Source organism: Nocardioides sp. CER19 (assembly GCF_029846275.1).
Taxonomy (GTDB): domain Bacteria; phylum Actinomycetota; class Actinomycetes; order Propionibacteriales; family Nocardioidaceae; genus Nocardioides.
Genome location: NZ_JARVWS010000001.1, coordinates 71,285 through 92,507, shown reverse-complemented (window position 1 = coordinate 92,507; position 21,223 = coordinate 71,285). Strand labels below are relative to the sequence as shown.

The 21,223-nt window shown below is 73.3% G+C and carries 24 protein-coding genes and 1 pseudogene; 14 read left to right on the top strand and 11 right to left on the bottom strand.

All coding sequences use genetic code 11. The annotated features are described in order from the left end of the window. Positions 1-2: 2 nt before the first annotated feature. Genes QDS12_RS00495 through nth form a run of 3 tightly spaced genes read right to left on the bottom strand, consistent with a single transcriptional unit; the run spans position 3 to position 2,031 of the window. A complete protein-coding gene (locus QDS12_RS00495) occupies positions 3-698 on the bottom strand; it encodes a CoA pyrophosphatase (RefSeq protein WP_279876245.1) in 696 nt (231 codons plus the stop codon). After that, positions 695-1,300: a TlpA disulfide reductase family protein gene (locus QDS12_RS00490; RefSeq protein ID WP_279876244.1), complete on the bottom strand. Its 606-nt coding sequence runs from the start codon at positions 1,298-1,300 to the stop codon at positions 695-697. Before QDS12_RS00490 ends, QDS12_RS00495 begins: the two co-directional genes overlap by 4 nt. Then, positions 1,300-2,031, bottom strand: a complete 732-nt coding sequence (gene nth, locus QDS12_RS00485) for an endonuclease III (protein ID WP_279876243.1) — start codon at positions 2,029-2,031, stop codon at positions 1,300-1,302. The genes QDS12_RS00490 and nth overlap by 1 nt, the downstream gene beginning before the upstream one ends. A gap of 238 nt (positions 2,032-2,269) precedes the next feature. Here nth and QDS12_RS00480 point away from each other — a divergent pair, with 238 nt between their 5' ends. Next, on the top strand, positions 2,270-2,890 hold the full coding sequence (locus QDS12_RS00480) for a Crp/Fnr family transcriptional regulator (RefSeq protein ID WP_347882176.1): 621 nt from the start codon (positions 2,270-2,272) through the stop codon (positions 2,888-2,890). A gap of 119 nt (positions 2,891-3,009) precedes the next feature. Next, positions 3,010-3,393, top strand: coding sequence for a hypothetical protein (locus tag QDS12_RS00475; RefSeq protein ID WP_279876241.1), 384 nt, complete (start codon positions 3,010-3,012; stop codon positions 3,391-3,393). Between the two features lie 6 nt (positions 3,394-3,399). On the opposite strand, the gene QDS12_RS00470 is transcribed toward QDS12_RS00475, so the two are convergent. The 3 genes from QDS12_RS00470 to QDS12_RS00460 all read right to left on the bottom strand — a co-directional run bounded on the left by QDS12_RS00470 (position 3,400) and on the right by QDS12_RS00460 (position 6,886). Next, positions 3,400-3,804: a phage holin family protein gene (locus QDS12_RS00470; RefSeq protein WP_279876240.1), complete on the bottom strand. Its 405-nt coding sequence runs from the start codon at positions 3,802-3,804 to the stop codon at positions 3,400-3,402. A gap of 42 nt (positions 3,805-3,846) precedes the next feature. After that, on the bottom strand, positions 3,847-5,136 hold the full coding sequence (gene nhaA / locus QDS12_RS00465; RefSeq protein WP_279876239.1) for a Na+/H+ antiporter NhaA: 1,290 nt from the start codon (positions 5,134-5,136) through the stop codon (positions 3,847-3,849). A gap of 64 nt (positions 5,137-5,200) precedes the next feature. Further along, the gene (locus QDS12_RS00460; protein WP_279876238.1) at positions 5,201-6,886 is read right to left on the bottom strand and encodes an amidase; all 1,686 of its coding nucleotides are present in this window, start codon (positions 6,884-6,886) and stop codon (positions 5,201-5,203) included. Positions 6,887-6,900: 14 nt separating this feature from the next. Between QDS12_RS00460 and QDS12_RS00455 the strand changes: the two genes are divergently transcribed. Next, positions 6,901-7,905, top strand: coding sequence for an agmatine deiminase family protein (locus QDS12_RS00455; RefSeq protein WP_279876237.1), 1,005 nt, complete (start codon positions 6,901-6,903; stop codon positions 7,903-7,905). On the opposite strand, the gene QDS12_RS00450 is transcribed toward QDS12_RS00455, so the two are convergent. Beyond that, complete coding sequence (locus QDS12_RS00450) at positions 7,895-8,425, bottom strand: GNAT family N-acetyltransferase (RefSeq protein ID WP_279876236.1); 531 nt, start codon at positions 8,423-8,425, stop codon at positions 7,895-7,897. The two genes, QDS12_RS00455 and QDS12_RS00450, sit on opposite strands and share 11 nt — an antisense overlap. A gap of 70 nt (positions 8,426-8,495) precedes the next feature. Here QDS12_RS00450 and QDS12_RS00445 point away from each other — a divergent pair, with 70 nt between their 5' ends. Further along, entirely contained in the window at positions 8,496-8,783 is a 288-nt protein-coding gene (locus tag QDS12_RS00445) for a hypothetical protein (protein WP_279876235.1), read from the top strand. Between the two features lie 67 nt (positions 8,784-8,850). Here QDS12_RS00445 and acs read toward each other — a convergent pair whose 3' ends face one another. Continuing rightward, a complete protein-coding gene (gene acs, locus QDS12_RS00440) occupies positions 8,851-10,827 on the bottom strand; it encodes an acetate--CoA ligase (RefSeq protein WP_279876234.1) in 1,977 nt (658 codons plus the stop codon). Between the two features lie 122 nt (positions 10,828-10,949). Next, entirely contained in the window at positions 10,950-11,570 is a 621-nt protein-coding gene (locus QDS12_RS00435; RefSeq protein ID WP_279876233.1) for an acetate uptake transporter, read from the bottom strand. Between the two features lie 164 nt (positions 11,571-11,734). Here QDS12_RS00435 and QDS12_RS00430 point away from each other — a divergent pair, with 164 nt between their 5' ends. Further along, positions 11,735-13,066 carry an SDR family oxidoreductase gene (locus QDS12_RS00430; protein ID WP_279878435.1) on the top strand — a complete coding sequence of 444 codons (1,332 nt, stop codon included), beginning with the start codon at positions 11,735-11,737 and terminating at the stop codon, positions 13,064-13,066. On the opposite strand, the gene QDS12_RS00425 is transcribed toward QDS12_RS00430, so the two are convergent. Continuing rightward, positions 13,063-13,953, bottom strand: a complete 891-nt coding sequence (locus QDS12_RS00425; protein WP_279876232.1) for a class I SAM-dependent methyltransferase — start codon at positions 13,951-13,953, stop codon at positions 13,063-13,065. The genes QDS12_RS00430 and QDS12_RS00425 overlap by 4 nt on opposite strands. A 340-nt stretch (positions 13,954-14,293) precedes the next feature. On the opposite strand from QDS12_RS00425, the pseudogene QDS12_RS00420 reads away from it, so the two are divergent. Both QDS12_RS00420 and QDS12_RS00415 read left to right on the top strand, forming a co-directional pair. Then, positions 14,294-14,425 (top strand): annotated as a pseudogene (locus QDS12_RS00420) (FCD domain-containing protein); the annotation flags it as partial. Between the two features lie 55 nt (positions 14,426-14,480). Then, the gene (locus QDS12_RS00415) at positions 14,481-15,209 is read left to right on the top strand and encodes a Fic family protein (RefSeq protein WP_279876231.1); all 729 of its coding nucleotides are present in this window, start codon (positions 14,481-14,483) and stop codon (positions 15,207-15,209) included. A 359-nt stretch (positions 15,210-15,568) separates the two neighbouring features. On the opposite strand, the gene QDS12_RS00410 is transcribed toward QDS12_RS00415, so the two are convergent. Beyond that, positions 15,569-16,369: an HAD-IB family hydrolase gene (locus QDS12_RS00410; protein ID WP_279876230.1), complete on the bottom strand. Its 801-nt coding sequence runs from the start codon at positions 16,367-16,369 to the stop codon at positions 15,569-15,571. 116 nt (positions 16,370-16,485) lie between these two features. Between QDS12_RS00410 and ssd the strand changes: the two genes are divergently transcribed. The 7 genes from ssd to QDS12_RS00375 all read left to right on the top strand — a co-directional run bounded on the left by ssd (position 16,486) and on the right by QDS12_RS00375 (position 21,221). Next, positions 16,486-17,523, top strand: coding sequence for a septum site-determining protein Ssd (gene ssd, locus QDS12_RS00405; protein WP_279876229.1), 1,038 nt, complete (start codon positions 16,486-16,488; stop codon positions 17,521-17,523). Next, positions 17,520-18,686 (top strand): TadA family conjugal transfer-associated ATPase, encoded by a 1,167-nt coding sequence (locus QDS12_RS00400; RefSeq protein WP_279876228.1) that lies wholly within the window; start codon positions 17,520-17,522, stop codon positions 18,684-18,686. The genes ssd and QDS12_RS00400 overlap by 4 nt, the downstream gene beginning before the upstream one ends. Beyond that, positions 18,683-19,444 carry a type II secretion system F family protein gene (locus tag QDS12_RS00395; protein WP_279876227.1) on the top strand — a complete coding sequence of 254 codons (762 nt, stop codon included), beginning with the start codon at positions 18,683-18,685 and terminating at the stop codon, positions 19,442-19,444. Before QDS12_RS00400 ends, QDS12_RS00395 begins: the two co-directional genes overlap by 4 nt. Beyond that, positions 19,441-20,178 carry a type II secretion system F family protein gene (locus QDS12_RS00390; RefSeq protein ID WP_279876226.1) on the top strand — a complete coding sequence of 246 codons (738 nt, stop codon included), beginning with the start codon at positions 19,441-19,443 and terminating at the stop codon, positions 20,176-20,178. The genes QDS12_RS00395 and QDS12_RS00390 overlap by 4 nt, the downstream gene beginning before the upstream one ends. A 148-nt stretch (positions 20,179-20,326) precedes the next feature. Then, positions 20,327-20,515 carry a DUF4244 domain-containing protein gene (locus QDS12_RS00385; protein ID WP_279876225.1) on the top strand — a complete coding sequence of 63 codons (189 nt, stop codon included), beginning with the start codon at positions 20,327-20,329 and terminating at the stop codon, positions 20,513-20,515. Then, positions 20,515-20,883 carry a TadE family protein gene (locus QDS12_RS00380; RefSeq protein WP_347882169.1) on the top strand — a complete coding sequence of 123 codons (369 nt, stop codon included), beginning with the start codon at positions 20,515-20,517 and terminating at the stop codon, positions 20,881-20,883. The genes QDS12_RS00385 and QDS12_RS00380 overlap by 1 nt, the downstream gene beginning before the upstream one ends. Then, on the top strand, positions 20,880-21,221 hold the full coding sequence (locus QDS12_RS00375) for an Rv3654c family TadE-like protein (protein ID WP_279876223.1): 342 nt from the start codon (positions 20,880-20,882) through the stop codon (positions 21,219-21,221). Before QDS12_RS00380 ends, QDS12_RS00375 begins: the two co-directional genes overlap by 4 nt. Positions 21,222-21,223 lie beyond the last annotated feature (2 nt).

Genomic DNA, 21,223 nt, shown 5'->3' with positions numbered 1-21,223 from the left:
AGTCAGTCCTCCGCCCATTCCTGCACGTCGCGTCCGCCGGCGCGCTCACGGCCGCGCAGCATGTAGGCCGGCAGCTCGATCTCCCGCGCGTCCGGCAGCTCGTCGAGCCAACCGAGATAGCCGAGGAACCGCTGCACGATACCGCCGGTGAACCCCCACAGGATGACGTCCTTGTCCGGGCCGATGAGGAAACCCGGCATGCGCCAGTTGTGACGCGGCGAGCGGACGGTGATCCGGTGGGCAGGGTCGCGCAGCTCGCTGATCGGCACGCGGTAGACCGCGTGCACCTCGTCGACGCTGGTCGGCTCGACCTCGCTCGGGTCGGCCCACCATCCGACGACCGGGGTGACGGCGTTGTCGCTCGGCGGGAGGTAGAGCTCCGGCAGCTGGCCGAGCACCTCGACGCCGGCGGGCTCGACCCCGGCCTCCTCCTCGGCCTCGCGCAGCGCCGCCTCGATCGCCGTCTCGCCGGGGTCGATCGCACCGCCCGGGAAGGACACCTGGCCGGGGTGGGAGCGCATCGTGTGGGAGCGCTCGGTGAGCAGCAGGTCGGGCCCGGACGTGCCCTCGCCGAACAGCATGAGCACGGCGGAGCGGCGCGGCGACGCACCCTCGGGTACGCCGAACATGGTCAGGTCGCGCCAGGTGATCGCGTCGAGCGCGGTGACCACCGGCTCGAGCCACTCCGGTCGGGTCACAGCGCGATCCCCAGCTGCTGCTTCACCAGGGCCCGCACCTCGTCGACCGAGTGGAGTCCGCCGGCGACCGGCTTGCTGAGCGTGCCGTCGGCGGAGAGGAAGAAGAAGGTCGGATAGCCCCGGACCCTCAGGTGGGTGCCCTGGAGGTCACCGCCGGGGTCGGCGACGAGCGGATAGGTCACGCCGAACTTCTTGGCCTGCTCGAGCGCGTAGCCGGGCTGGGTGTCGGTGGAGTCGACGCCGAGGACGGGCACCCGGTCGCCGTACTTCTTGAAGAACGCGGCCAGGGCTGGCATCTCCTTCTGGCACGGCCCGCACGCGCCGTACCAGAAGTTGAGGACCAGCGGCCCCTTCAGCGTCGACAGGTCCACCCGCCGGCCGCCGCCGAGGCAGGGCACCGACGTGTCGGGAAGGCCGCCGTCGGTGGTCTGGGCGGCGGGGCAGTCCTGGATGCCGGCGCTGGTCTTGAGGACGCGGTAGGCCGGGGTGTCGACCTTGACGTTGGACTCGTGGGGGGCGCTGACGCTGGGCGTGCCGTCGCATCCGGCGAGGAGGACCAACGCGAGGAGGGCGACGCCGAGGATGCGCGCGGTGCGCCGCATCAGTTGGGGCCCTCCGTGCGGACGAGAGCGGCGGCGACCACCGGGTCGGTCGGCCCGGTGCCGTAGGACGGGCAGAGCTTGGCCACCGGGCACGCGCCGCACGCCGGCTTCTTGGCGTGGCAGATGCGCCGGCCGTGCCAGATCAGGTGGTGGCTGAGCATGGTCCAGTCGCGCGAGGGGAAGAGGTCGCCGACCGCGTGCTCCACCTTCACCGGGTCGGTCTCGTTCGTGAAGCCGAGACGGCGCGCGAGCCGGCCGAAGTGGGTGTCGACGGTGATGCCCGGGATGCCGAACGCGTTGCCGAGGACGACGTTGGCCGTCTTGCGGCCGACGCCCGGCAGCTTCACGAGCGCGTCGAGGGAGGGCGGCACCTGGCCGTCGTGCTGCTCGACGAGCGCCGCGCTCAGCTTGAGCAGGGAGTCGGTCTTCGCCCGGAAGAACCCGAGCGGCCCCACGATCGCCTCCAGGGTCGCGCGGTCGGCCGCCGCCATCGCCTTCGCGTCCGGGTAGACGGCGAACAGCTGGGGGCGCACCGCGTTGACGCGCTTGTCGGTGGTCTGCGCCGACAGGACCGTGACGACGAGGCACTCGAAGGGGTTGTCGAAGTCGAGCTCGGCCTTCGCGTCCGGGTAGGTCACGGCGAGGATCCGGTCGACCTTGCGGGCACGGCGCACCAGCGCCGTCCTCGTCTCGACGGCGCTCGGGGACGGTGTCGCTGCGGGGCCCGGCACGGCCCTAGGGTACGGCGCTCCGCCGACATCACCAGTCTCGCCGGGTGGGCGGCCGGTGCACCGCCGCGACGCGACGCCCGCCCCCGCGGCGGGGGGCGTCCACGCTGTGAGGCATTCCACTGGATAGGATCTTGCTCAGGACCCCGTCGTGGGCGGGGTCGACGGCTTCAGGAGGTTCGGGGTGGACAACGACGTACTCCGTCAGGCGCCGCTGTTCAGCGCGCTCGACGACGAGGCGATGGCGGCCCTCCACGCGTCGATGGCAGAGACCAGGCTGCGCCGCGGGGACGTGCTGTTCCACGAGGGCGACACCGGCGACAAGCTCTACGTCGTGCTCGAGGGCAAGGTGAAGCTCGGTCGCACCTCCACCGACGGCCGGGAGAACCTGCTGGCGATCATGGGCCCCGGCCAGATGTTCGGTGAGCTCTCGCTCTTCGACCCGGGCCCGCGTTCGGCGACCGTCACCGCCGTCACCGACGCGACGTTCGCGTCGCTCTCGCACGAGGACCTGCTGCGCTGGCTCGAGGGTCGACCCGTGGTCGCCCGCGGCCTGCTCGCCCAGCTCGCCGGCCGGCTCCGCAAGGCCAACGACGTGGTCGCGGACCTCGTCTTCTCCGACGTCCCGGGCCGCGTCGCCAAGGCGCTGCTCGACCTGGCCGACCGCTTCGGCCGCACCGCCGACGACGGCGTCCACGTCCACCACGACCTCACGCAGGAGGAGCTCGCCCAGCTGGTCGGCGCCTCCCGTGAGACCGTCAACAAGGCGCTCGCCGACTTCGCCTCGCGCGGCTGGCTCCGCCTCGAGCCGCGCTCGGTGGTCATCATGGACGTCGAGCGGATGGCGCGCCGCGCGCGGTAGTCGCCGTACGAACGTGACTGAGGGGGCACCGGCCGGTGCCCCCTCAGTCATTTTCCGCGCCCTGAATTGAGTGCCTGCACTCAGGCGGCCCCGGTCCGGTCTCCGCCACTGTGTCGGGCATGAGCAACGAGTACGAGGTCCCGCGTGCCGCCGCGCCGCGTCGGTGGAGCCCCTGGGCCTGGGCGGGTCTGGTCGTCGTCGTCCTGCTGCACGCGTTCGTGATGTGGCTCGTGACGGCGTTCGTCGAGCTGGACACCCAGGGCTCCTGCCGTGAGCCGGCGGCGCCGGGCGACCTCACCCAGGCGCGCGCGGACCTGCTCGTCGCGGTGGGGGTCGCTCTCGCACCGTGGCTCGTCGCCGTCGTGGCCACCGGCCTACGTCGCCGGCCGTGGGTCAGGATCCTGGTCGGCGGCCTGCTCGTAGCGACGGTGCCGGTGTGGGCGCTGATCCACGCGCTGGCGTCCGGTCCGGCCGACTGGAGCAGCGACTGGTGCCTCTTCTGAGCGCGCTCAGGCCCTGCCCTTGAGCGCCTTCGGGATCTCGCGGCCCTGGGTGATCGCCCGCTCGGGCGCCTTCACCTGCTTCACCTTGCGGATGCCGATGAGGACCAGCAGCGCAGCGACCAGCAGGTAGAAGCCGAAGACGATGAGGAATGCCCAGTGGAGGGCGAGACCGTCGCCGTTCCAGTTGATGAAGTAGGCGATCGCGACCGAGAGCATGATGATCGCGAGGACGGCGAGGAAGGCGGCCGCGGCGAACATCCCGATGCCGATCCCGCCGGCCTGCACCGAGACCTTGAGCTCGGACTTGGCGAGCTCGATCTCCTTCTGCACCAGGCTGGAGATGTCACGGCTCGCGTCGGCGACCAGCCGACCGATCGTCGGCTCCTCCGGCTGCTGGACCTGCTGGGCCATGCGTCCCCCTCTGTTCAGGCGTGTGCTCTGACCTTACCGATGTCAGCGCTCGAAGACGTCTGGTACCCCGTCCGCGTCGTCGTCGATGCTCTCGAGCTCGCAGAGGCCGCGGTAGACCCGGTTGCGCGCCCGCAGCACGAGGGTCGCGAGTACGCCGGCCGCGACCGACCCGGCGAGCACGCCGACCTTCACGTGGTCATCGGCGGGCGTGCCGTGACCGAAGGCCAGCTCGCCGACGAGCAGCGACACCGTGAAGCCGATGCCACCGAGCAGCGCCATGCCGATCACGTCGACCCACGCGAGCTCGTCGTCGAGCTCGGCGCGCGTGAACGTCGACAGCAGCCAGGTCGAGCCCGTGATGCCCACGCACTTCCCGACGACGAGACCGACGACGATGCCCAGCGCGACCGGCTCGCTCAGCGCCTCGGTGAGCCCGGCCCAGCCGCCGACGTGCACCCCTGCGGCGAAGAACGCGAAGATCGGCACGGCGACGCCCGCGCTGATCGGTCGGACCAGGTGCTCGAGGTGCTCGGCCAGGCCACGTCCCTCACCGCCGTCGCGGGGCCGGACGGGGACCGTGAAGCCGAGCAGCACGCCCGCCACCGTCGCGTGAACCCCGCTGAGGTGCACGCACTCCCAGGCGAGCAGGGCGAGCGGCACCAGCAGCCAGGGGCTCCGCACGCGGCGCTGGGTGAGGAGGGCGAAGGCGCCGATCGGGACGAGTGCGAGCACGAGCACGCCGGGTCGTAGGTCGTCGGTGTAGAAGAGCGCGATGACGCTGATCCCCAGCAGGTCGTCGACCACCGCGAGCGCCAGGAGGAAGGTGCGCAGCCCGCTCGGCAGGTGGGTGTTGATGACCGCGAGGACCGCGAGCGCGAACGCGATGTCGGTCGCCGTCGGGATCGCCCAGCCGACCGGTCGCCCGTCGTCGCTCAGCGCGTTGACCGCGACGTAGATCAGAGCGGGGACCGCCATGCCGCCGACCGCGGCCGCGACCGGGAGCGCGGCGCGGCGCGGGTCGCGCAGGTCGCCGGCGACGAACTCGCGCTTCAGCTCGAGCCCGGCCACGAAGAAGAAGATCGCGAGCAGCCCCTCCGACGCCCACTCGCCGACGGTCAGGTGCAGGTCGAGCGCCTCGGGGCCGACGTGGAGGTCGCGCAGGTCGAGGTAGGACTCGGACCACGGCGTGTTGGCCCAGACGACCGCGACGACGGCCGCGGCGATGAGCAGCAGCCCCCCGGTCGTCTCGGCGCGGAGCACCTCGGCGACCCGCGAGCTCTCCAGGAACGAGCCTCGCTCGAAGAGGCGGGTGCGGCGGCTCGGGTCGGTCATCGGGCGTCCTCCGGGGTCGGCTGCTGTCCCGCCGACCAGACTTCCCGGCACACCGCCGTCCAGGCTACAGCCGCGGGGTCCGCGGCGGCTCCGTGCGACGCTCGCCGGTCGCCTCGATCGCGACGCCCAGGCGGAGCAGGGAGGTGTCGTCGTACGGGCGCCCGGCGACGGTCAGTCCGACGGGCATGCCGGTGTCGGCCATGGTGCCCATCGGCACCGTCACCGTCGGGATGCCGAGGTGGCGGATGACGAGGTTGCCGTTGGCGACCCAGACGCCGTTGCGCCAGCCGAGGTCGGCCGACGCCGGGTCGACGTCCATGTCGGCCGGTCCCACGTCGGCGACGGCGGGGAAGACGACGGCGTCGAGGCCGAGGTCGTCGAGCCAGGTCTCGTAGTCGAGACGGCGCGTCTCGACGAGCCCGCGGACGCCCGCCTCGAGCTCCGGGATGTCGGTGAGTGAGGCGTAGGGGTGGTCGCGGACCTGGGCGGGGTAGCCGGCGATGTCGTCGTCGAACCCGGTGTAGCGGTCCGGCAGCGCGCCCTCCGGGGCCGGGAAGATCGTCGCCCCGTCGACGTCGGTCAACGAGCTCAGCGCCGGGTCGCCGTTGGCGGCGAGGAAGTCGTCCCACGCCCACGCGGACAGGTCGACGATCTCGCGCTGGAGGTAGGCCTCGCTGACCAGTCCGCGGGTCCTGATCGTCGGTGCGCCCGGCCGGTCGCCCTCGTAGTTGCTGACCACCGGGAAGTCGACCTCGACCACCGTCGCGCCGGCGGCCTCGAGGTCGGCGCGCATGACCTCCCACAACGCGATCACCGACGCGCGGGTCTCGATGCGCTGCCCGGTGGGGCCGCCGATGCCCGGGTGCTCAGCGGTGCCGGCGTCCGGATCGGCGTTGATGTACATGCGCGGGACGCCCAGCCGGATGCCGTCGAGCTGAGTGTGCTCGGCCAGGGCGACGTACGACGGCGCACGGAGCTCGCTGGACCGCGGGATGCTCACCCACGGCTGCACGCGCCAGAAGTCGCCGCGCGTGACCGGATCGTCGGCGACGACGACGTCGAGGATCTCGAGCAGGTCGACCATGGTGCGGGTGTGCGGGACGACGACGTCCATCGTGGGTACGAGCGGCCAGTTGCCCCGGACCGAGATGACCCCCCACGACGGGGTGTAGGCGCAGAGCCCGTTGTTGGACGCCGGGCCCCGACCGCTCGACCAGGTCTCCTCGCCCAGGCCGAACGCCGCGAAGCTGGCGGCGGTCGCGGTGCCCGAGCCGTTGGACGAGCCGGAGCCGAACGGCGCCGTCAGGTAGTCGGCGTTGTAGGGGCTCTCCGCCCGGCCGTAGACGCCACGCTGCATGCCGCCGTTGGCCATCGGGGGCATGTTGGTGAGCCCGAGGCAGATCGCCCCGGCGCCGCGCAGCCGCTCGATCGTGAACGCGTCCCGCTGGGCGACCAGGTCCTGGAACGCCGGGCTGCCCGCCGCCGCGGTCAGGCCCGCGACGAGGTAGGAGTCCTTCGCGGTGTAGGGGATGCCGTCGAGCGGGCCCAGCGTCTCCCCGCGGGCGCGCCGCTCATCGGAGGCGCGCGCCTCGTCGAGGGCGGCCGGGTTGGCGACGACGACCGAGTTGAGCTGGTCGTCGTACGCCGCGATGCGGGCCTGGTAGGCCTCCACGAGTCCGACGCTGGTGATCTCGCCCGCCTCGAGCGCGGCGCGCAGGGCGGGAATGGTCGCTTCCACGATGTCGAACACGGCAAGATCTTGGCATGAGTCTCATGCCCCCGGAGTGGGCCCCGCAGGACCGGATCTGGATGGCGTTCCCGGCGCCCGGCTACTCGCTCGGCGACACGGCGGCCGAGGCCGACGAGGCACGGACGACGTGGGCCGCGGTGGCCAACGCGTGCGCGGCGTTCGAGCCGGTCACCGTCGTGGTCGACCCCGTGGAGTCCGCCGCGGCCCGCGCGGTGCTGGCGCCCGAGGTCGAGGTGGTCGAGGCGCCGCTCAACGACGCCTGGATGCGGGACATGGGCCCGACGTTCGTGCACCAGGCCGACGGGTCGGTCGCGGGCGTGGACTGGGTGTTCAACGGCTGGGGCCAGTGCGACTGGGCGGTCTGGGACAAGGACGAGAAGATCGGCTCCTTCGTGTGCGAGGCCGCCGGGGTGCCGCGGATCGGCTCCGCCATGGTCAACGAGGGCGGCGCGATCCACGTCGACGGCACCGGCGTCGTGCTGGTGACGGAGACGGTGCAGCTCGGCCAGGGCCGGAACGAGTCGTGGACCCGCGCCGAGGTCGAGGCGGAGCTGGCCCGGACGATCGGGGCGACCGAGGTGGTCTGGCTGCCGCGCGGCCTCACCCGCGACTACGAGCGCTACGGCACCCGCGGGCACGTCGACATCGTGGCGACGTTCACCTCACCCGGCCGCGTGCTGCTGCACACCCAGCGCGACGAGTCGCACCCCGACCACGAGGTGTCCCGCGCGCTGCACGCCCTGCTGGCAGCGCGGTTCGACGTGGTCGAGCTGCCCGCGCCCGCCACGCTCCAGGACGCCGAGGGGTGGGTCGACTGGTCCTACGTCAACCACCTGGTCGTCAACGGCGGGGTCATCGCCTGCTCGTTCGACGACCCCCACGACGCCGAGGCCGTCGCGATCCTGCGCGAGGCCTACCCCGGCCGGCAGGTCGTGTCCGTCGACGCGCGACCGCTGTTCGACCGCGGCGGGGGCATCCACTGCATCACCCAGCAGCAGCCGTCGCCGCTCAGAGGCTGATCCAGTAGCGGCGCTTGATGCCGCACATGCTCTCGAAGACGCCACCCTGGGACTCGATGGTCCTCGCCGACCCCAGGTTGTCCTCGTCGCACGTGATGAGCACCCGGTCGAGGCCGATCTCGCGGGCGCGCTCGAGCGCCAGCCCGAGGGCACGGGAGGCGTGGCCCTGCCGGCGGTACGACGGCCGGATGCTGTAGCCGATGTGACCGCCCTCCGTCCGGAGGAACTCGTTGTCGAGGGAGTGCCGGAAGGACACGAACCCGATGACCTCGATGACCCCGTCGTCCTGGGTGATCCAGAACTGGTCGCAGTGGACGCGGCCCTCGGCCGGCGGCCGGCTGAGGTCGGCCTCCTGCCGCGCCTTCTCGACGAGGAACGCGCAGGCGTCGCGGGTCGGGTCCAGCACTCCGTCGGTGATGTTCCAGATCCCCGAGCCGTGGATGTACTCCTCCCCGAAGTCGCGGATGCAGTCCGCCCAGGGGTCGTAGAGGTCGAGGGACGGTCGGGAGAGGGCGGTCATGGCGCCATCCGAGCATGCGAGCAGCCGTCGGTGCGAACCGTTTCCACGCGGCGGGTGCAACACTGATCGGGTGACCCTCGTCGTGTTCCTCGTGGCCGGCGTCCTGCTGCTCGGCCTCGTCGTCCTGGCCGGGACCCGCCTGCTGCGCCACCACGACGGCAGCGGGTCGGGCGCCGCCGACGCGCTCGGCAGCTTCATCGACGTCTTCGACCCGGCCCGCGCCCGCGCCGACCGCGACCTCGACTCCCGCGAGCACCAGGGGGAGGTCATCCCGTCACCGGACGACGACGATCGCCCGGTGACCGTCGACCTGAGGAAGGGCACGGTCCGGATCCGGCGTACGTCGACCCCCGACTGACCCCGAACGCGCAGAAGCGCCACCCGGGCCGGGCCGGGTGGCGCTTCTGGTGTCGATATCGGCCGGGTCAGTCCTCCGTGGACGTCGCCTGGCCGGCGGAGATCAGGTCCATGATCGACTGGTCGGCCAGCGTGGTGGTGTCGCCTACCTCGCGCTTCTCGGCGACGTCGCGGAGCAGGCGTCGCATGATCTTGCCCGACCGCGTCTTGGGCAGCTCGGGGACGATCATGATCTGGCGCGGCTTGGCGATCGGGCCGATCTGGGTGCGGACGTGGTCGGAGAGCTCCTTGGCGATGTTCTCCCCGCCGTCGCCGGCCTCCTCACGGAGGATCACGAACGCGACGACCGCCTGGCCGGTGTCGGGGTCGTTGGCGCCGACGACCGCCGCCTCGGCCACCTTGGGGTGGGAGACGAGCGCGGACTCGATCTCGGTGGTCGAGAGCCGGTGGCCGGAGACGTTCATGACGTCGTCGACGCGACCGAGCACCCACAGGTCACCGTCCTCGTCCTTCTTCGCGCCGTCGCCGGCGAAGTAGTACCCCTGGTCGCGGTAGCGGGCCCAGTAGGTGTCGATGTAGCGCTGGTCGTCGCCCCAGATGGTGCGCAGCATCGAGGGCCACGGCGAGGTGAGCACGAGGTAGCCGCCGGAGCCCTTGTCGACCGGCTGGCCCTCGTCGGTGACGACCTCGGCGGTGATGCCGGGCAGCGGCGTCATCGCCGAGCCGGGCTTGCCCGCGGTCACGCCGGGCAGCGGGCTGATCATGATCGCGCCGGTCTCGGTCTGCCACCAGGTGTCGACCACGGGGGTGCGGTCGCCGCCGATGACGTGGCGGTACCAGACGTAGGCCTCCGGGTTGATCGGCTCGCCCACGCTGCCGAGGATGCGCAGCGAGGACATGTCGTGCTTGTCAGGGATCTCGTGGCCCTGCTTCATGAACGAGCGGATCGCGGTCGGCGCGGTGTAGAAGATCGTCACCTTGTTCTCGGCGATCACCTGCCACCAGCGGCCCCGCTCGGGGAAGTCCGGAGTGCCCTCGTAGAGCACCTGGGTGACGCCGTTGGCCAGCGGTCCGTAGACGATGTAGGAGTGGCCGGTGATCCAGCCGATGTCGGCGGTGCACCAGTAGACGTCGGTCTCGGGCTTGAGGTCGAAGACCTCCCAGTGCGTGTACGCCGCCTGGGTGAGGTAGCCGCCGGTGGTGTGCAGGATGCCCTTGGGCTTGCCGGTGGTGCCGGAGGTGTACATGACGAACAGCGGGTGCTCGGAGTCGAACGCCTCCGGGGTGTGCTCGGAGCTGGCCGCATCGACGACGTCGTGCCACCACACGTCGGTCGAGTCGTTCCACGCCACGTCCTGACCCGTACGCCGGACCACGAGCACCTTGTCCACGCTGTGCCCGGCCCGCGACGCGATGCCGCAGGCCTCGTCGACGGCCGGCTTGAGCGGTGAGGGTGCGCCGCGCCGGTAGCCGCCGTCGGAGGTGACCACGACCTTGGCCTTGAAGTCCTCGATGCGCGAGCCGAGCGCCTCGGCCGAGAAGCCGCCGAACACCACCGTGTGCGGCGCACCGATGCGGGTGCAGGCCAGCATCGTGAAGATCGCCTCGGGGATCATCGGCATGTAGATCGCGACCGGGTCGCCGGTGCCCACCCCGAGCGAGATGAGCGCGTTGGCCGCCTTGGAGACCTCGTCCTGCAGCTCGCGGTAGGTGATGTCCCGCTTGTCGCCGACCGGCTCCCCGACCCAGTGGATCGCGACCCGGTCACCGTGGCCGGCCTCGACGTGCCGGTCGACGCAGTTGTAGGCCACGTTGAGCTGCCCGCCCACGAACCACTTCGCGAACGGGGGGTTGTCCCAGTCCAGGACGCGGTCCCACTTCTTCGCCCACGAGAGCCGCTCCGCCGCGGCGGCCCAGAAGCCCTCGCGGTCGGTCGCGGCGGCGTCGTAGGCGTCCGCCTTCACGTTGGCGGCAGCGGCCAGCTCGGCCGGCGGCTCGAACCTGCGGTTCTCATGGAGCAGGTTGGACAGAGTCTGTTCAGTCACGATCGATCACTTCCCGGTACAGAGGCGAGCATGGCCTACGCCACACTAGGCCCGCGCGGCCCAGCGTGGCGCCCAGCGTGGCGTAGGCAGGTGGGGAGTCGGTTGCGGGGTGGTCCGCGGGGTCAGGTGCGCGGCGCCACGGGCAGCAGCTGGCGCTTGAACGTGAACGCTGTGACACCCGCGAAGGAGGTGTACCACGCGGCGATCGCCGTCAGCAGGCCGATGTAGCCGCCGATGTGCGTGATGCTGTCGGAGGTCGCCCACTTGCCCCACGCGAGCACGAAGAACGTGAGCGTGAGGAGGACGAAGACCGCCAGCACCGCGCCGCTGACCCGGGTGGCCGCGACCGTCATGTAGAGGGTGAAGATGCCCCAGGCGAAGAGGTACCACCCGACGGCCTTGTCGGCATCGGCGAGCTTGGCGGCGTCGTGCTCGACCAGCCACCAGAACGAGATCCAGAAGGCGCCGTACGACGAGAAGGCGAGCGCGCCGAAGGTGTTGCCCTTGGCGAACTCCCACATCCCGGCCGCGAACTGACCGAGGCCGCCGTAGGCCAGGGCGAGCCCGAGGACGTAGCCCTCGTTGGCGCTGTCCATCCAGCCCGCGTTGACGACGCTGAGCAGGAAGGTGGTGAGCGCGAAGGCGGCCAGGCCCAGCGGGGCCGGGTCGGCGAGGTGCGCCCCTGGAAGAGGACGGGAGATCGGCGCTTCGGCCGGGACCTCGTTGCCGTAGTGGCTGGTCATGTCTGCTCCTCGAGAAAAAGACGGAAGACCGGTTCCGGGGGGTCCGGAACACCTTCGACGTTACCTACGTCACACATCGTCTGGCTATGCACGAGGTCGGCATTCCCTGCGGGACGGGGCGCCACGTGAGGTCGTGAGCGGATGTTGACCGAACGGAGGCCGAGATCACCCGGCAGGCCGGGCAGCGGCTCGGGATCCAGGCGCAGGCGTCGTACGTCGAGCTCTGCGGACGGCTCTTCGCGGACGCCGTCGCGGTGTCGGACGAGCCGGCGGTCGCCGTCCCGCTGCTGCTCTCACGCGGCTACCACGTCGCCGTCGACCTGCCCGCTGCGGTGCTCGGCGCGGCCGCCGAGATCACGCTCGCGCCGCTCGGGCCGCACCCGCTGCTCGCCCGTGCCCAGGCGGACCGGCTGGCGCAGGCCGGCGCCGTGCCGGGCGCTCCGGTGGTCATGGTCGCCGCCGGGTCGCGGGACGGGCGACGTCGTGTCGCCCTACCTCCTCGCCCCGGGCCACTTCGCCCACCCGGGCGGTCGCGGAGGCACGCGCGGCCGGCGCCGGTGTGGTCGCCGGGGTGCTCGGCGTGCACGAGCTGCTCGTCCGGCTCGTCGTCGAGCGCGCCCGCGTCCCGGCGTGAGCGCCGGCGCGAACTCGGGTCGCGCCGGCGCTCACCCCTCCCCGACGACATGGGTACCCAGTTCCCCATGACCGGTACCTATCCTCGCCTCGCCATCGTCACCGGAAGCGACTCCGGCATCGGGGCCGCGACCGCCGAGCTGCTCGCTGCGGAGGGCTACGACCTCGGGCTGACGGCCCACCACGACCTCGACGCGCTCGCCGAGACCGTCAAGGCCGTCGAGGCGCGCGGCCAGCGCGCCGTCGTGGAGCCCTTCGACGCCGCCTCGCCCATCGCCGGAGACGTCGTCGACCGGCTCGGGGACCAGCTCGGTGGCGTCGGCGTGCTCGTCAACGTCGCCGGCACGGGCCACAGCGACCCCGCGCTCGACCTCTCCGTCGACCGGTGGCGACAGGTGCTCGCCACCGATCTCGACGGCCCGTTCCAGTGCGCCCAGCGGGCCGCGCAGCGGATGGTCGACGCCGGCCGGGGCGGCCGCATCGTCAACGTGACGAGCGTCCACGAGCACGTCCCGCGCTACGGGTCGGCCGCCTACTGCACCGCCAAGGCGGGGCTCGGCATGCTCACGAAGGTGATGGCCCTCGAGCTCGGCGTGCACGGCATCACGGTCAACGCGGTCGCCCCGGGCGAGATCGCCACCGAGATGACCGGGCAGGCGGAGCAGGACGCCTACCGGGTCGAGCGCCCCGGGAACCCCGTCGGCCGGCCCGGGCACGTCGCCGAGGTCGCCTCCGTGATCGCCTTCCTGGCGTCGCCGCGGGCGGCCTACGTCACCGGGTCGTCGTACGCCGTTGACGGCGGGCTGATGCTCATGGCCGCGCACGGGCACGACGCGAAGGGTGCTGACTGGCGCGGGGTCTAGCGGAAGTCGATGAGCACCATGCTGCTCGAGCCGCCCGAGTCAGGGCCGTCGTCGGGCAGGCTGTCGAGGATCCGCGGCAACGCCTGGGCCGTGTCGGTCAGCGCGTTGCGGTCGGAGGAGATGAACGTCGTCGGCATGGGCGGCGCCGTCGGCCGCGCGGGCACCTGCGGGACGACGGTCGCGCGGTAGGCCATGCACGTGTAGGGCAGCTGCATGCCGTCCATCCCGCGGCCGTAGTCGTCGTAGAACGCGAGCACCTCGCGCCGCTTCGCCTCGCGCTCCTCGTCGGAGCGCATCGCGATGTTGGAGCGCGACAGCACCAGGTCGACGACGCTCTGGCGATCGATCGTCTGCCAGAACGAGTACTGGCCGTGCTCGACACCCTCGAAGCAGCCCGAGTCGAGGAGCGGCTCGCTCGGGTCCATCGACTCGATCGGCCGCTCGATGAGCCGGCCCAGCTTGCGCACCCACGGGATGGACTCGTCGCGCTGGTTCCAGGCGAGCGCCAGCGTGCCGCCCGGGGCGAGCACCCGCGAGATCTCGGGCAGGGCCTTCTCGAGGTCGAACCAGTGGAAGGCCTGCCCGGCGATCACGACGTCGTAGGTCAGGTCGGGCGCGGGGATGCGCTCGGCGCTGCCGAGGGACGAGCGGAGGTCCGGCAGGTTGCGGCGCAGCACCTGGAGCATGGCCTCGTCGGGCTCCGTCGCGTGCACGTCGTGACCGAGCTCGACGAGGGTGCGGGTCAGCTTGCCGGTCCCGGCACCGAGCTCGAGGACCGACCGCTGTCCGGCGCCGACCAGCCACTCCACGGCCGCACGCGGATAGGTCGGCCGGCCGCGGTCGTAGCTCTCCGCGACCTTCCCGAAAACCCGGCCCTGCTCTGTCATCCCTCGCAGGCTACCCGCGCGCGGCGCCCCGGCTCCGGAGGCGTGCCGTGCGTCGCGGGATGAGGCGCGACACGAAACGCCGCCGATGGGATGCGGACGCAGGTCAGCGAGGCGAGGGGGGTCCCCATGGGTGTCGGTACCGAAGGGGTGGTCTCCCAGACGGAGGTCGCCGCGGCGGTCCGTTGCGGGATCCTCGACGGAATTCGTCGCCGGCCAGCGCCTCGCGGAGGCGGACCTCTCCGAGTCCCTCGGCGCCAGCCGCGGCGCCGAGGTGATCGGCCGGCTGCGAGCGCGCAACGTCCGGCACCAGTTCCGCCTGGCCTAGCGGCCCGGTCGTCCGCAGGTGTCGCTGTCCGAGCACCTGGCGATCATCGAGGGACTCGCCGCCCGTGATCCGGAGGCCGCCCAGGCCGCCGTACGCACCCACATCGCCAGCGTCGTGGTCGCGCTGCGGGAGTCGGACCAGTCCTGAAGGGGGGCGCAGCCCCGACCAGCACCGTGGCACCGGGCCGCTAGCGTTGCCACCCGTGAGTTCCGATCCGTTGTCCTGGCTGGTGTCGCTCGAGGGCGTGTCGTCCGCGTACGCCGCCACGCGGGACGGGATCGACGTGATGCTGCGCGACCGGGGTCTGCGACGGACCTCGCCCGAGACGACCGCCGAGTCTCTGCTGCGCGGCGCGCACGCGTCCGCCGTGCTCGAGGGCTCGGCGTCGACGCTGGCCGACGTGCGCTCCTCAGGCGGGGACGCAGTCGCCCGCGACGCGGTGCGGCTGTCCACCGAGCTGCTCGGCCTGGTGCCGGTGCTGCAGCGCACGCCGCTGCAGGCGCTGGCCCGGCTGCACGCGCTGGCGGCCGCCGGGTCGGTCGACGCCGAGGAGCTCGGCCGGCCGCGGTCCGCGGATGCGGCGGCGCGGCTGCGGGACCTCGCCGACCTCCTGACGGCCAAGACGTCGGCGCCGGCGCTCGTCGTCGCCGCGATCGTGCACGCCGACCTCGCGACGGCGGCGCCGTTCGCGTCGCACAACGGGATCGTCGCCCGCGCGGCCGAACGGCTGGTGCTCGTCGCGCGCGGCGTCGACGAGAAGTCGCTCGTCGTGCCGGAGGCCGGCCACCTGGCGCTGCGCGCGGAGTACGAGTCGAACCTGCGCGGCTACGCGAGCGGGTCGCCGGCCGGCGTACACGCGTGGCTGCTCTACGGCGCCGAGGCCTTCGCCGCCGGTGCGGAGGCATCCCCGCTACGTCGCGACGCGGTGTAGCGGGAGGTAGCGCGAGGTCGCGGGAGGTAGCGCGAGGTCGCGGGAGGTATCGGGAGGACTCCGCGGCCCGGCGTGCAGGTGGCACCCGGGTTCTCGAGGAACAGGCCGGATGCCACCGCTTGTCACACGATCGTCGGGCTACCAGGCGTGCACCGTCTTTATTGCTGCCGGCGGGCTATCTCCCCGCCTTGACAGCGCCCTGTAGGAAGGGTGGATCGCCGCGTGGGTACCCGATCGTGTGGCGCTCTTGAGTTCTCCCAACCACATGTCTACGCCGCTTTGCGAGCCCCTTCAAGCCCCGCCACGGCTTGACTTCCCGCCTCGGGGCGGCGATGGTCCGGCCCCCTCCGGGGCGAGCTTCAGGCGCCGACGCGGCGCCGCTTGGCGTTGGCCCAGATGACCCCGCCGGCGACCACGACGCCGCCGACGGCCAGTGCCGCGAGCGTCTGCTTCGCCGGCGGAAGCGGCAGGCTGCCCCGCAGCGCCACCGGCTTCGTGAAGACCAGGATCGGCCAGTCGCGGGCCATGGCGGTGCGGCGCAGCTCGCGGTCGGGGTTCACGGCGAAGGCGTGGCCGACCGCCTCGAGCATGGGTACGTCGGTGGCCGAGTCGCTGTAGGCGAAGCACTCGGCGAGGTCGTAGCCGCGCTCCTCGGCGAGCGCGCGGACCGCATTGGCCTTCTCCTCGGCGTAGGCGTAGTAGACGATCTCGCCGGTGTAGTGCCCGTCCTCCACGCCCATCCGCGTGGCGACCACGTGGTCGGCGCCGAGCATCTCGCCGATCGGCTCGACCACCTCGAGGCCGCTGGTCGAGACGATGACGACGTCGCGTCCGGCCGCCTTGTGCTCCTCGATGAGCTGGACCGCCTCGTCGTAGACGAGCGGGTCGACGATGTTGTGCAGCGTGTCGGCGACGATGTCCCGGACCGTCTCGACGTCCCACCCGCCGACCAGCTCGGACATGAACCGGCGCATCTTCTCCATCTGGTCGTGGTCGGCGCCACCGACGACGTAGACGAACTGGGAGTAGACGCTGCGCAGCAGGGCCTTGCGGGAGATCAGCCCGCCGGCCTGGAACGGCTTGCTGAACGCCAACGTGCTCGACTTGGCGATGATCGTCTTGTCGAGGTCGAAGAACGCCGCTTGCCGGCTGCTTGCCATGGTTCCCAGGGTAGAGGGGCCGATCGTCGTCCACAGGCGTATCAGGATGAACGGCGCTCCACAGCCCCCGGCCGAGCCGGGTCGGTACGTCGGCGGGCACGGGAAGCCTCGACGGCATGACCCACGCGCTCCTCATCACGGCCGACGAGACCCTCCTCGACGAGCTGGTCCGGCTCTGCGCCGCGGCCGGCACCACGCCCGACGTCGCCGCTGACGTCGGCGCCGCGCTGCGTGGCTGGTCCTCGGCAGCACTGGTGCTGCTCGGTGCGGACCTCGCGCCCGAGGTGGCCCGCGCCGCCCCGCCGCGCCGTGACGGCGTCCACGTGGTGGCCTGGGGCAGCGCTCCCGACGCGCTGTTCCGGACGGCGCTGGCGGTCGGCGCCGAGGGGGTCGCCCTGCTGCCCGGCTCGGCGGAGTGGCTGGCGGCCGTCCTCGGCGACGTCGGCGACGTCGGCCGGGCTCGCGGCCTGACCATCGGGCTCATGGCCGGATCGGGGGGTGCCGGCGCGACGACGTTCGCCTGCGCCCTGGCCCAGCTCGCCGCCCGTGGCGGCCCGACCGTGGTCATCGACGCCGATCCGCTGGGGCCGGGCGCCGACCGGGTCCTCGGGCTCGAGGAGAGACCGGGGGTGCGCTGGGGCGAGCTGGCCCGCACGGCCGGCAGGCTCAGCGCGCGCTCGCTGAGAGAGGGCCTGCCGCGGTACGCCGACCTGGCCGTGCTCACCTGGGCCACCGGCGATCCCCGCGATCTCGACGTGGCGACGGTCCGCGAGGTCCTCTCCGCGGCACGTCGCGGCCACGACACGGTCGTCGTCGACCTGCCGCGCGCCGGCGACCCGGTCACCGACGATCTGGTCAACCGGTGCGACCAGGTGCTGCTCGTCGTCACGGCCTCGGTGACCGGCATCGCGTCGGCGGCTCGGCTGGTGGCGCGGTTCGGCGACCGGTCGCGGCTGCGGCTCGTCGTACGAGGCGGTGGGGCGGAGCCCGAGGCCGTCGCCCGCGCCGTCGGCGTCCCGTTGATCGCGGCGATGGGCGACCAGCGCGGGCTCGCCGAGGCCATCGACCTCGGCCTCGGCCCCGTGCGGTCGAGGCGCGGCCCGCTGGGCCGCGCCGCCCAGACGGTGCTCGGGCTGATGCCGGCGGCGGCGTGAGCGCGGTCGTCGACCTCGCGCCCGAGGTCGTCGACGAGGTCCGCGACTGGCTGGCCCGAACGCCGGGAGACCTCACGCCGCACCGGGTGGCCGAGGGCCTGCGGGCGGCCGGCCGACCGGTCGGTGACGCGACCGTGCTCACGGTCTACGAGCTGCTCCGCCGCGACGTCGTCGGTGCCGGCCCGCTCGAGCCGCTGCTGCGGCTGCCGGGCGTGACCGACGTCCTCGTCAACGGTCCGGAGCAGGTCTTCGTCGACCGCGGCCATGGGCTGGAGCAGGCCGACGTCACCTTCCCCGGCGAGGGGTCGGTGCGACGCCTGGCGCAGCGGTTGGCGGCCGCGGGAGGTCGACGACTCGACGACGCGGCGCCCTTCGTCGACCTGCGGCTGGCCGACGGCACCCGCTTCCACGCAGTGCTGGCGCCGCTCGCGCGACCGGGCACCGTCATCTCGTTGCGCGTGCCCTCGCGGCGCTCGTTCTCGCTCGATGAGCTCGTCGTTGCCGGCACCCTCACCGGCGCCGGAGCGGCGCTGCTGCGCGCTGTCGTCGCGGCCCGCATGGCATTCCTCGTGAGCGGCGGCACGGGCAGCGGCAAGACGACCCTGCTCGCGTCGCTGCTCGGCCTGGTGGGTCCGGAGGAGCGGCTCGTGCTGGTCGAGGACGCCTCCGAGCTGCGCCCCGACCACCCGCACGTGGTCGGGCTCGAGGCGCGGCCGCCCAACATCGAGGGCGCCGGAGCCGTCGAGCTGCGGACGCTCGTCCGACAGGCGCTCCGGATGCGGCCCGACCGCCTCGTGGTCGGGGAGGTGCGCGGCGGTGAGGTGGTCGACCTCCTCGCGGCCCTCAACACCGGTCACGAGGGCGGGTGCGGCACCCTGCACGCCAACTCAGCGCTCGACGTGCCGGCCCGGGTCGAGGCGCTCGCGCTCGCGGCCGGGCTCGGCCGGGAGGCGACGCACAGCCAGTTCGCGTCCGGGGTCGACCTGGTGCTGCACCTGCAGCGCGCACGCGACGGGCGGCGCCGGCTCGCCCAGGTCGCCGTCCCGGTCCGGCAGCACGACGGGCTGGTGCGGATGGAGCTGGCGGCGTCGTTCCCGACCGACGGCGGCCTCGTCGAGGAGCCGGGCGCCGGCCGGCTCACCGCGCTGCTGGAGCGGCGATGACCACCGTGGGCCTCCTCGCCGCGGTGGCGGCCAGTGCGGCGGCGGCCGTGCTGCCCAGGCCGCGCCTGTCGCTGCGGCGGTCGACTCGTCCGGTGCTCCTGCCCCTCCTCGCCGTGGCCGCCCTGTGCTTCGTCGCTCCGCCCCGCGTGCTGGCCCTGGCCGTCGCCGTCTCGGCCGGCGCGCTCGGCGCCGCCATGCTGTGGCGCCGCCGCGCGGCCCGACTGGCGGCCCACCGCACCGGGGCCGCCCTGGTCGAGGTCTGCGAGCGGCTCGCCGCCGAGCTCGCGGCCGGGCGTCCGCCGGGGCGGGCCCTCGCCAGGGCGGGCGCTGAGTGGCCGCTGCTGGCGCCGGTCGCCGAAGCGGCACGGGTCGGTGCCGACGTGCCGGACGCGTTGCGCCGAGCAGCGCTCACGCCCGGGGCCGACGGCCTGCGCTGGGTGGCGGCCGCCTGGCAGGTCGCGCACCGCACGGGGCAGGGGTTGGCCGGTGCCGTCGACCGCGTCGCCCTCGACCTGCGCGCCCAGCAGGCGACCCGGCGCGTCGTGGACGGCGAGCTCGCCTCGGCCCGCGCGACCGCCAAGCTCGTCGCGCTCCTGCCGCTCGCGGCACTCGCGATGGGCAGTGGGGTCGGCGGCGACCCGTGGGGGTTCCTCCTCGGCACCCCGGCCGGCCTGGTCTGTCTCGGCGCGGGCCTGGTGTTCGGCTGGGTCGGCCTGTGGTGGATCGAGGCGATCGCACGAGGGGTGGAGTCGCCATGAGCCAGCCTCTGGTCGTCGGTGCAGCGGCCGTCCTCGCCGGACTCGCGGTGGCGCTCCTCCCGCGGGCCCGCGCGCCCGTCGTCGAGCCGCGCCGGACCACCAGCGTGCGCGCGAGCGCCGTCGACGGGGGCGACTGGATGAGGCGCTACCGGCTGCCACTCAGCCTGCTCGCCGGGATCGCCACCGTCACCCTCGTCGGCGGGTTGGTCGGCAGTGTCGCTGCCCCGTTCGCAGCCGCCGGCTGCTGGAGGGCGATCGATCGCGCCGAGCCGGCCGGCGTACGCCGCGAGCGGGAGGAGCTGCGCCGCGAGCTGCCCCACCTCGCCCGCCTGCTCGCGGCGGCGCTGGCGGCCGGTGCCGCGCCCGTCGAGGCCGTCCAGGCGGTCGCCGACGCCCTGCCGGGCCCGGGTGGGGCGCGACTCGCCGGTGCCGCGGCACGGCTGCGGCTCGGTTCGTCTCCGGTCGCCGTGTGGGAGGCGCTCGCCCAGGAGCCGGCCCTCGCGCCGCTCGGCCGTGCCCTCGCCCGAGGACAGTCGTCGGGAGCGAGCGTGGTCGCCTCGGTGGAGCGCCTCGGCGACGAGCTGGCGCGCGCGGCGCGCGCTGACGCGGAGGACCGGGCCCGGCGCGTCGGGGTGAAGGCGGCCGTGCCGCTCGGCGTCTGCCTGCTCCCGTCCTTCCTGCTGATCGGCATCGTCCCGCTCGTCGGCGGGCTGTTGAGCTCGCTGCGTCTGTGAGGGGGCGTGGATGGGCCGGTCGCCGTCCACCGCCGCATCCCGGGACGCCTCACTCAACAGGCGGTGTGAGCCCGGATGCGGAAGTTCGCGCCACGGCCCATCGTCAGAACCCCGCCGCGACCCGCGGCCCGAACCCGAAGGAGATCCCATGCACCGTTGGTCCCCCTGGCTGCCTGCCGGTCGAACCGACCGAGGCATCACGACCGCTGAGTACGCCGTCGGCACCGCGGCCGGAGCCGGCCTGGCCGGCCTGCTCTACAAGATGCTGACCGGCGGCTTCGGCAACGAGCTGCTGCAGAAGCTCTACGACCACGTCCTGCGGCTCCTCGGCATCTGATGTCCTCGCCGGCTCGGGACCGGGGAGCTGCCACGGCTGAGCTGGTCATGGTGCTACCGGCGCTGGTGGCCGTCACGATCGGGCTGGTGTGGCTGCTCTCGGTCGGTGCTGCGCAGGTGCGGACCGTCGATGCGGCGCGGGAGACCGCTCGTGCCCTCGCCCGCGGGGACGACCGCGGTGAGGCCATCGACCGCGGCGTCCGGGTCGGCGTGGCGGGCACGCGCGTGTCGGTGTCGACCGTCGGCGAGCACGTCGTGGCGACCGCGCGGGCGCGCGTCGCGGGACCCGGCGGCCTCTTCGGGTTCCTGCCCGATGTGACGGTCCGGGCCCGAGCCGTGGCGGCAGCGGAGGAGGACACCGCGCGATGAGGCGGAGCGAGCGCGGCTCTGCCGTCCCGTTCGCCGTCGCCTGCCTCGGCGTGGTGCTGCTGCTCGGCGCTGCGCTCGGCGTGGCCGGCGCGATGGTGGCCGACCACCGGACGGCCCAGGCGGCCGCCGACCTCGCCGCCCTGGCCGGCGCCTCAGCTCTCGCCGACGGTCGCGACGGCTGTGGCGCCGCGGGCCGGGTCGCCACCGACAACGGGGCGGCGCTGTCCGCGTGTCGGAGGGAGGGTGCGGACCTCCGGGTCAGAGTCATCGTCGCCGGGCCGCGCTGGCTGGGCAGCCACGGTGACCTGGAGGCGGAGGCCCGGGCCGGGCCTGGTTGAGG

Coding starts and splice junctions, on each gene's coding strand:
- QDS12_RS00410 (WP_279876230.1), bottom strand. CDS start 16,369: ATGGCAAGCAGCCGGCAAGCGGCGTTCTTCGACCTCGACAAGACGATC.
- QDS12_RS00390 (WP_279876226.1), top strand. CDS start 19,441: ATGAGCCAGCCTCTGGTCGTCGGTGCAGCGGCCGTCCTCGCCGGACTC.
- QDS12_RS00435 (WP_279876233.1), bottom strand. CDS start 11,570: ATGACCAGCCACTACGGCAACGAGGTCCCGGCCGAAGCGCCGATCTCC.
- QDS12_RS00395 (WP_279876227.1), top strand. CDS start 18,683: ATGACCACCGTGGGCCTCCTCGCCGCGGTGGCGGCCAGTGCGGCGGCG.
- QDS12_RS00425 (WP_279876232.1), bottom strand. CDS start 13,953: ATGACAGAGCAGGGCCGGGTTTTCGGGAAGGTCGCGGAGAGCTACGAC.
- QDS12_RS00455 (WP_279876237.1), top strand. CDS start 6,901: ATGAGTCTCATGCCCCCGGAGTGGGCCCCGCAGGACCGGATCTGGATG.
- QDS12_RS00450 (WP_279876236.1), bottom strand. CDS start 8,425: ATGACCGCCCTCTCCCGACCGTCCCTCGACCTCTACGACCCCTGGGCG.
- QDS12_RS00375 (WP_279876223.1), top strand. CDS start 20,880: ATGAGGCGGAGCGAGCGCGGCTCTGCCGTCCCGTTCGCCGTCGCCTGC.
- nhaA (WP_279876239.1), bottom strand. CDS start 5,136: ATGACCGACCCGAGCCGCCGCACCCGCCTCTTCGAGCGAGGCTCGTTC.
- ssd (WP_279876229.1), top strand. CDS start 16,486: ATGACCCACGCGCTCCTCATCACGGCCGACGAGACCCTCCTCGACGAG.
- QDS12_RS00480 (WP_347882176.1), top strand. CDS start 2,270: ATGGCGGCCCTCCACGCGTCGATGGCAGAGACCAGGCTGCGCCGCGGG.
- QDS12_RS00490 (WP_279876244.1), bottom strand. CDS start 1,300: ATGCGGCGCACCGCGCGCATCCTCGGCGTCGCCCTCCTCGCGTTGGTC.
- QDS12_RS00380 (WP_347882169.1), top strand. CDS start 20,515: ATGTCCTCGCCGGCTCGGGACCGGGGAGCTGCCACGGCTGAGCTGGTC.
- QDS12_RS00475 (WP_279876241.1), top strand. CDS start 3,010: ATGAGCAACGAGTACGAGGTCCCGCGTGCCGCCGCGCCGCGTCGGTGG.
- QDS12_RS00470 (WP_279876240.1), bottom strand. CDS start 3,804: ATGGCCCAGCAGGTCCAGCAGCCGGAGGAGCCGACGATCGGTCGGCTG.
- QDS12_RS00385 (WP_279876225.1), top strand. CDS start 20,327: ATGCACCGTTGGTCCCCCTGGCTGCCTGCCGGTCGAACCGACCGAGGC.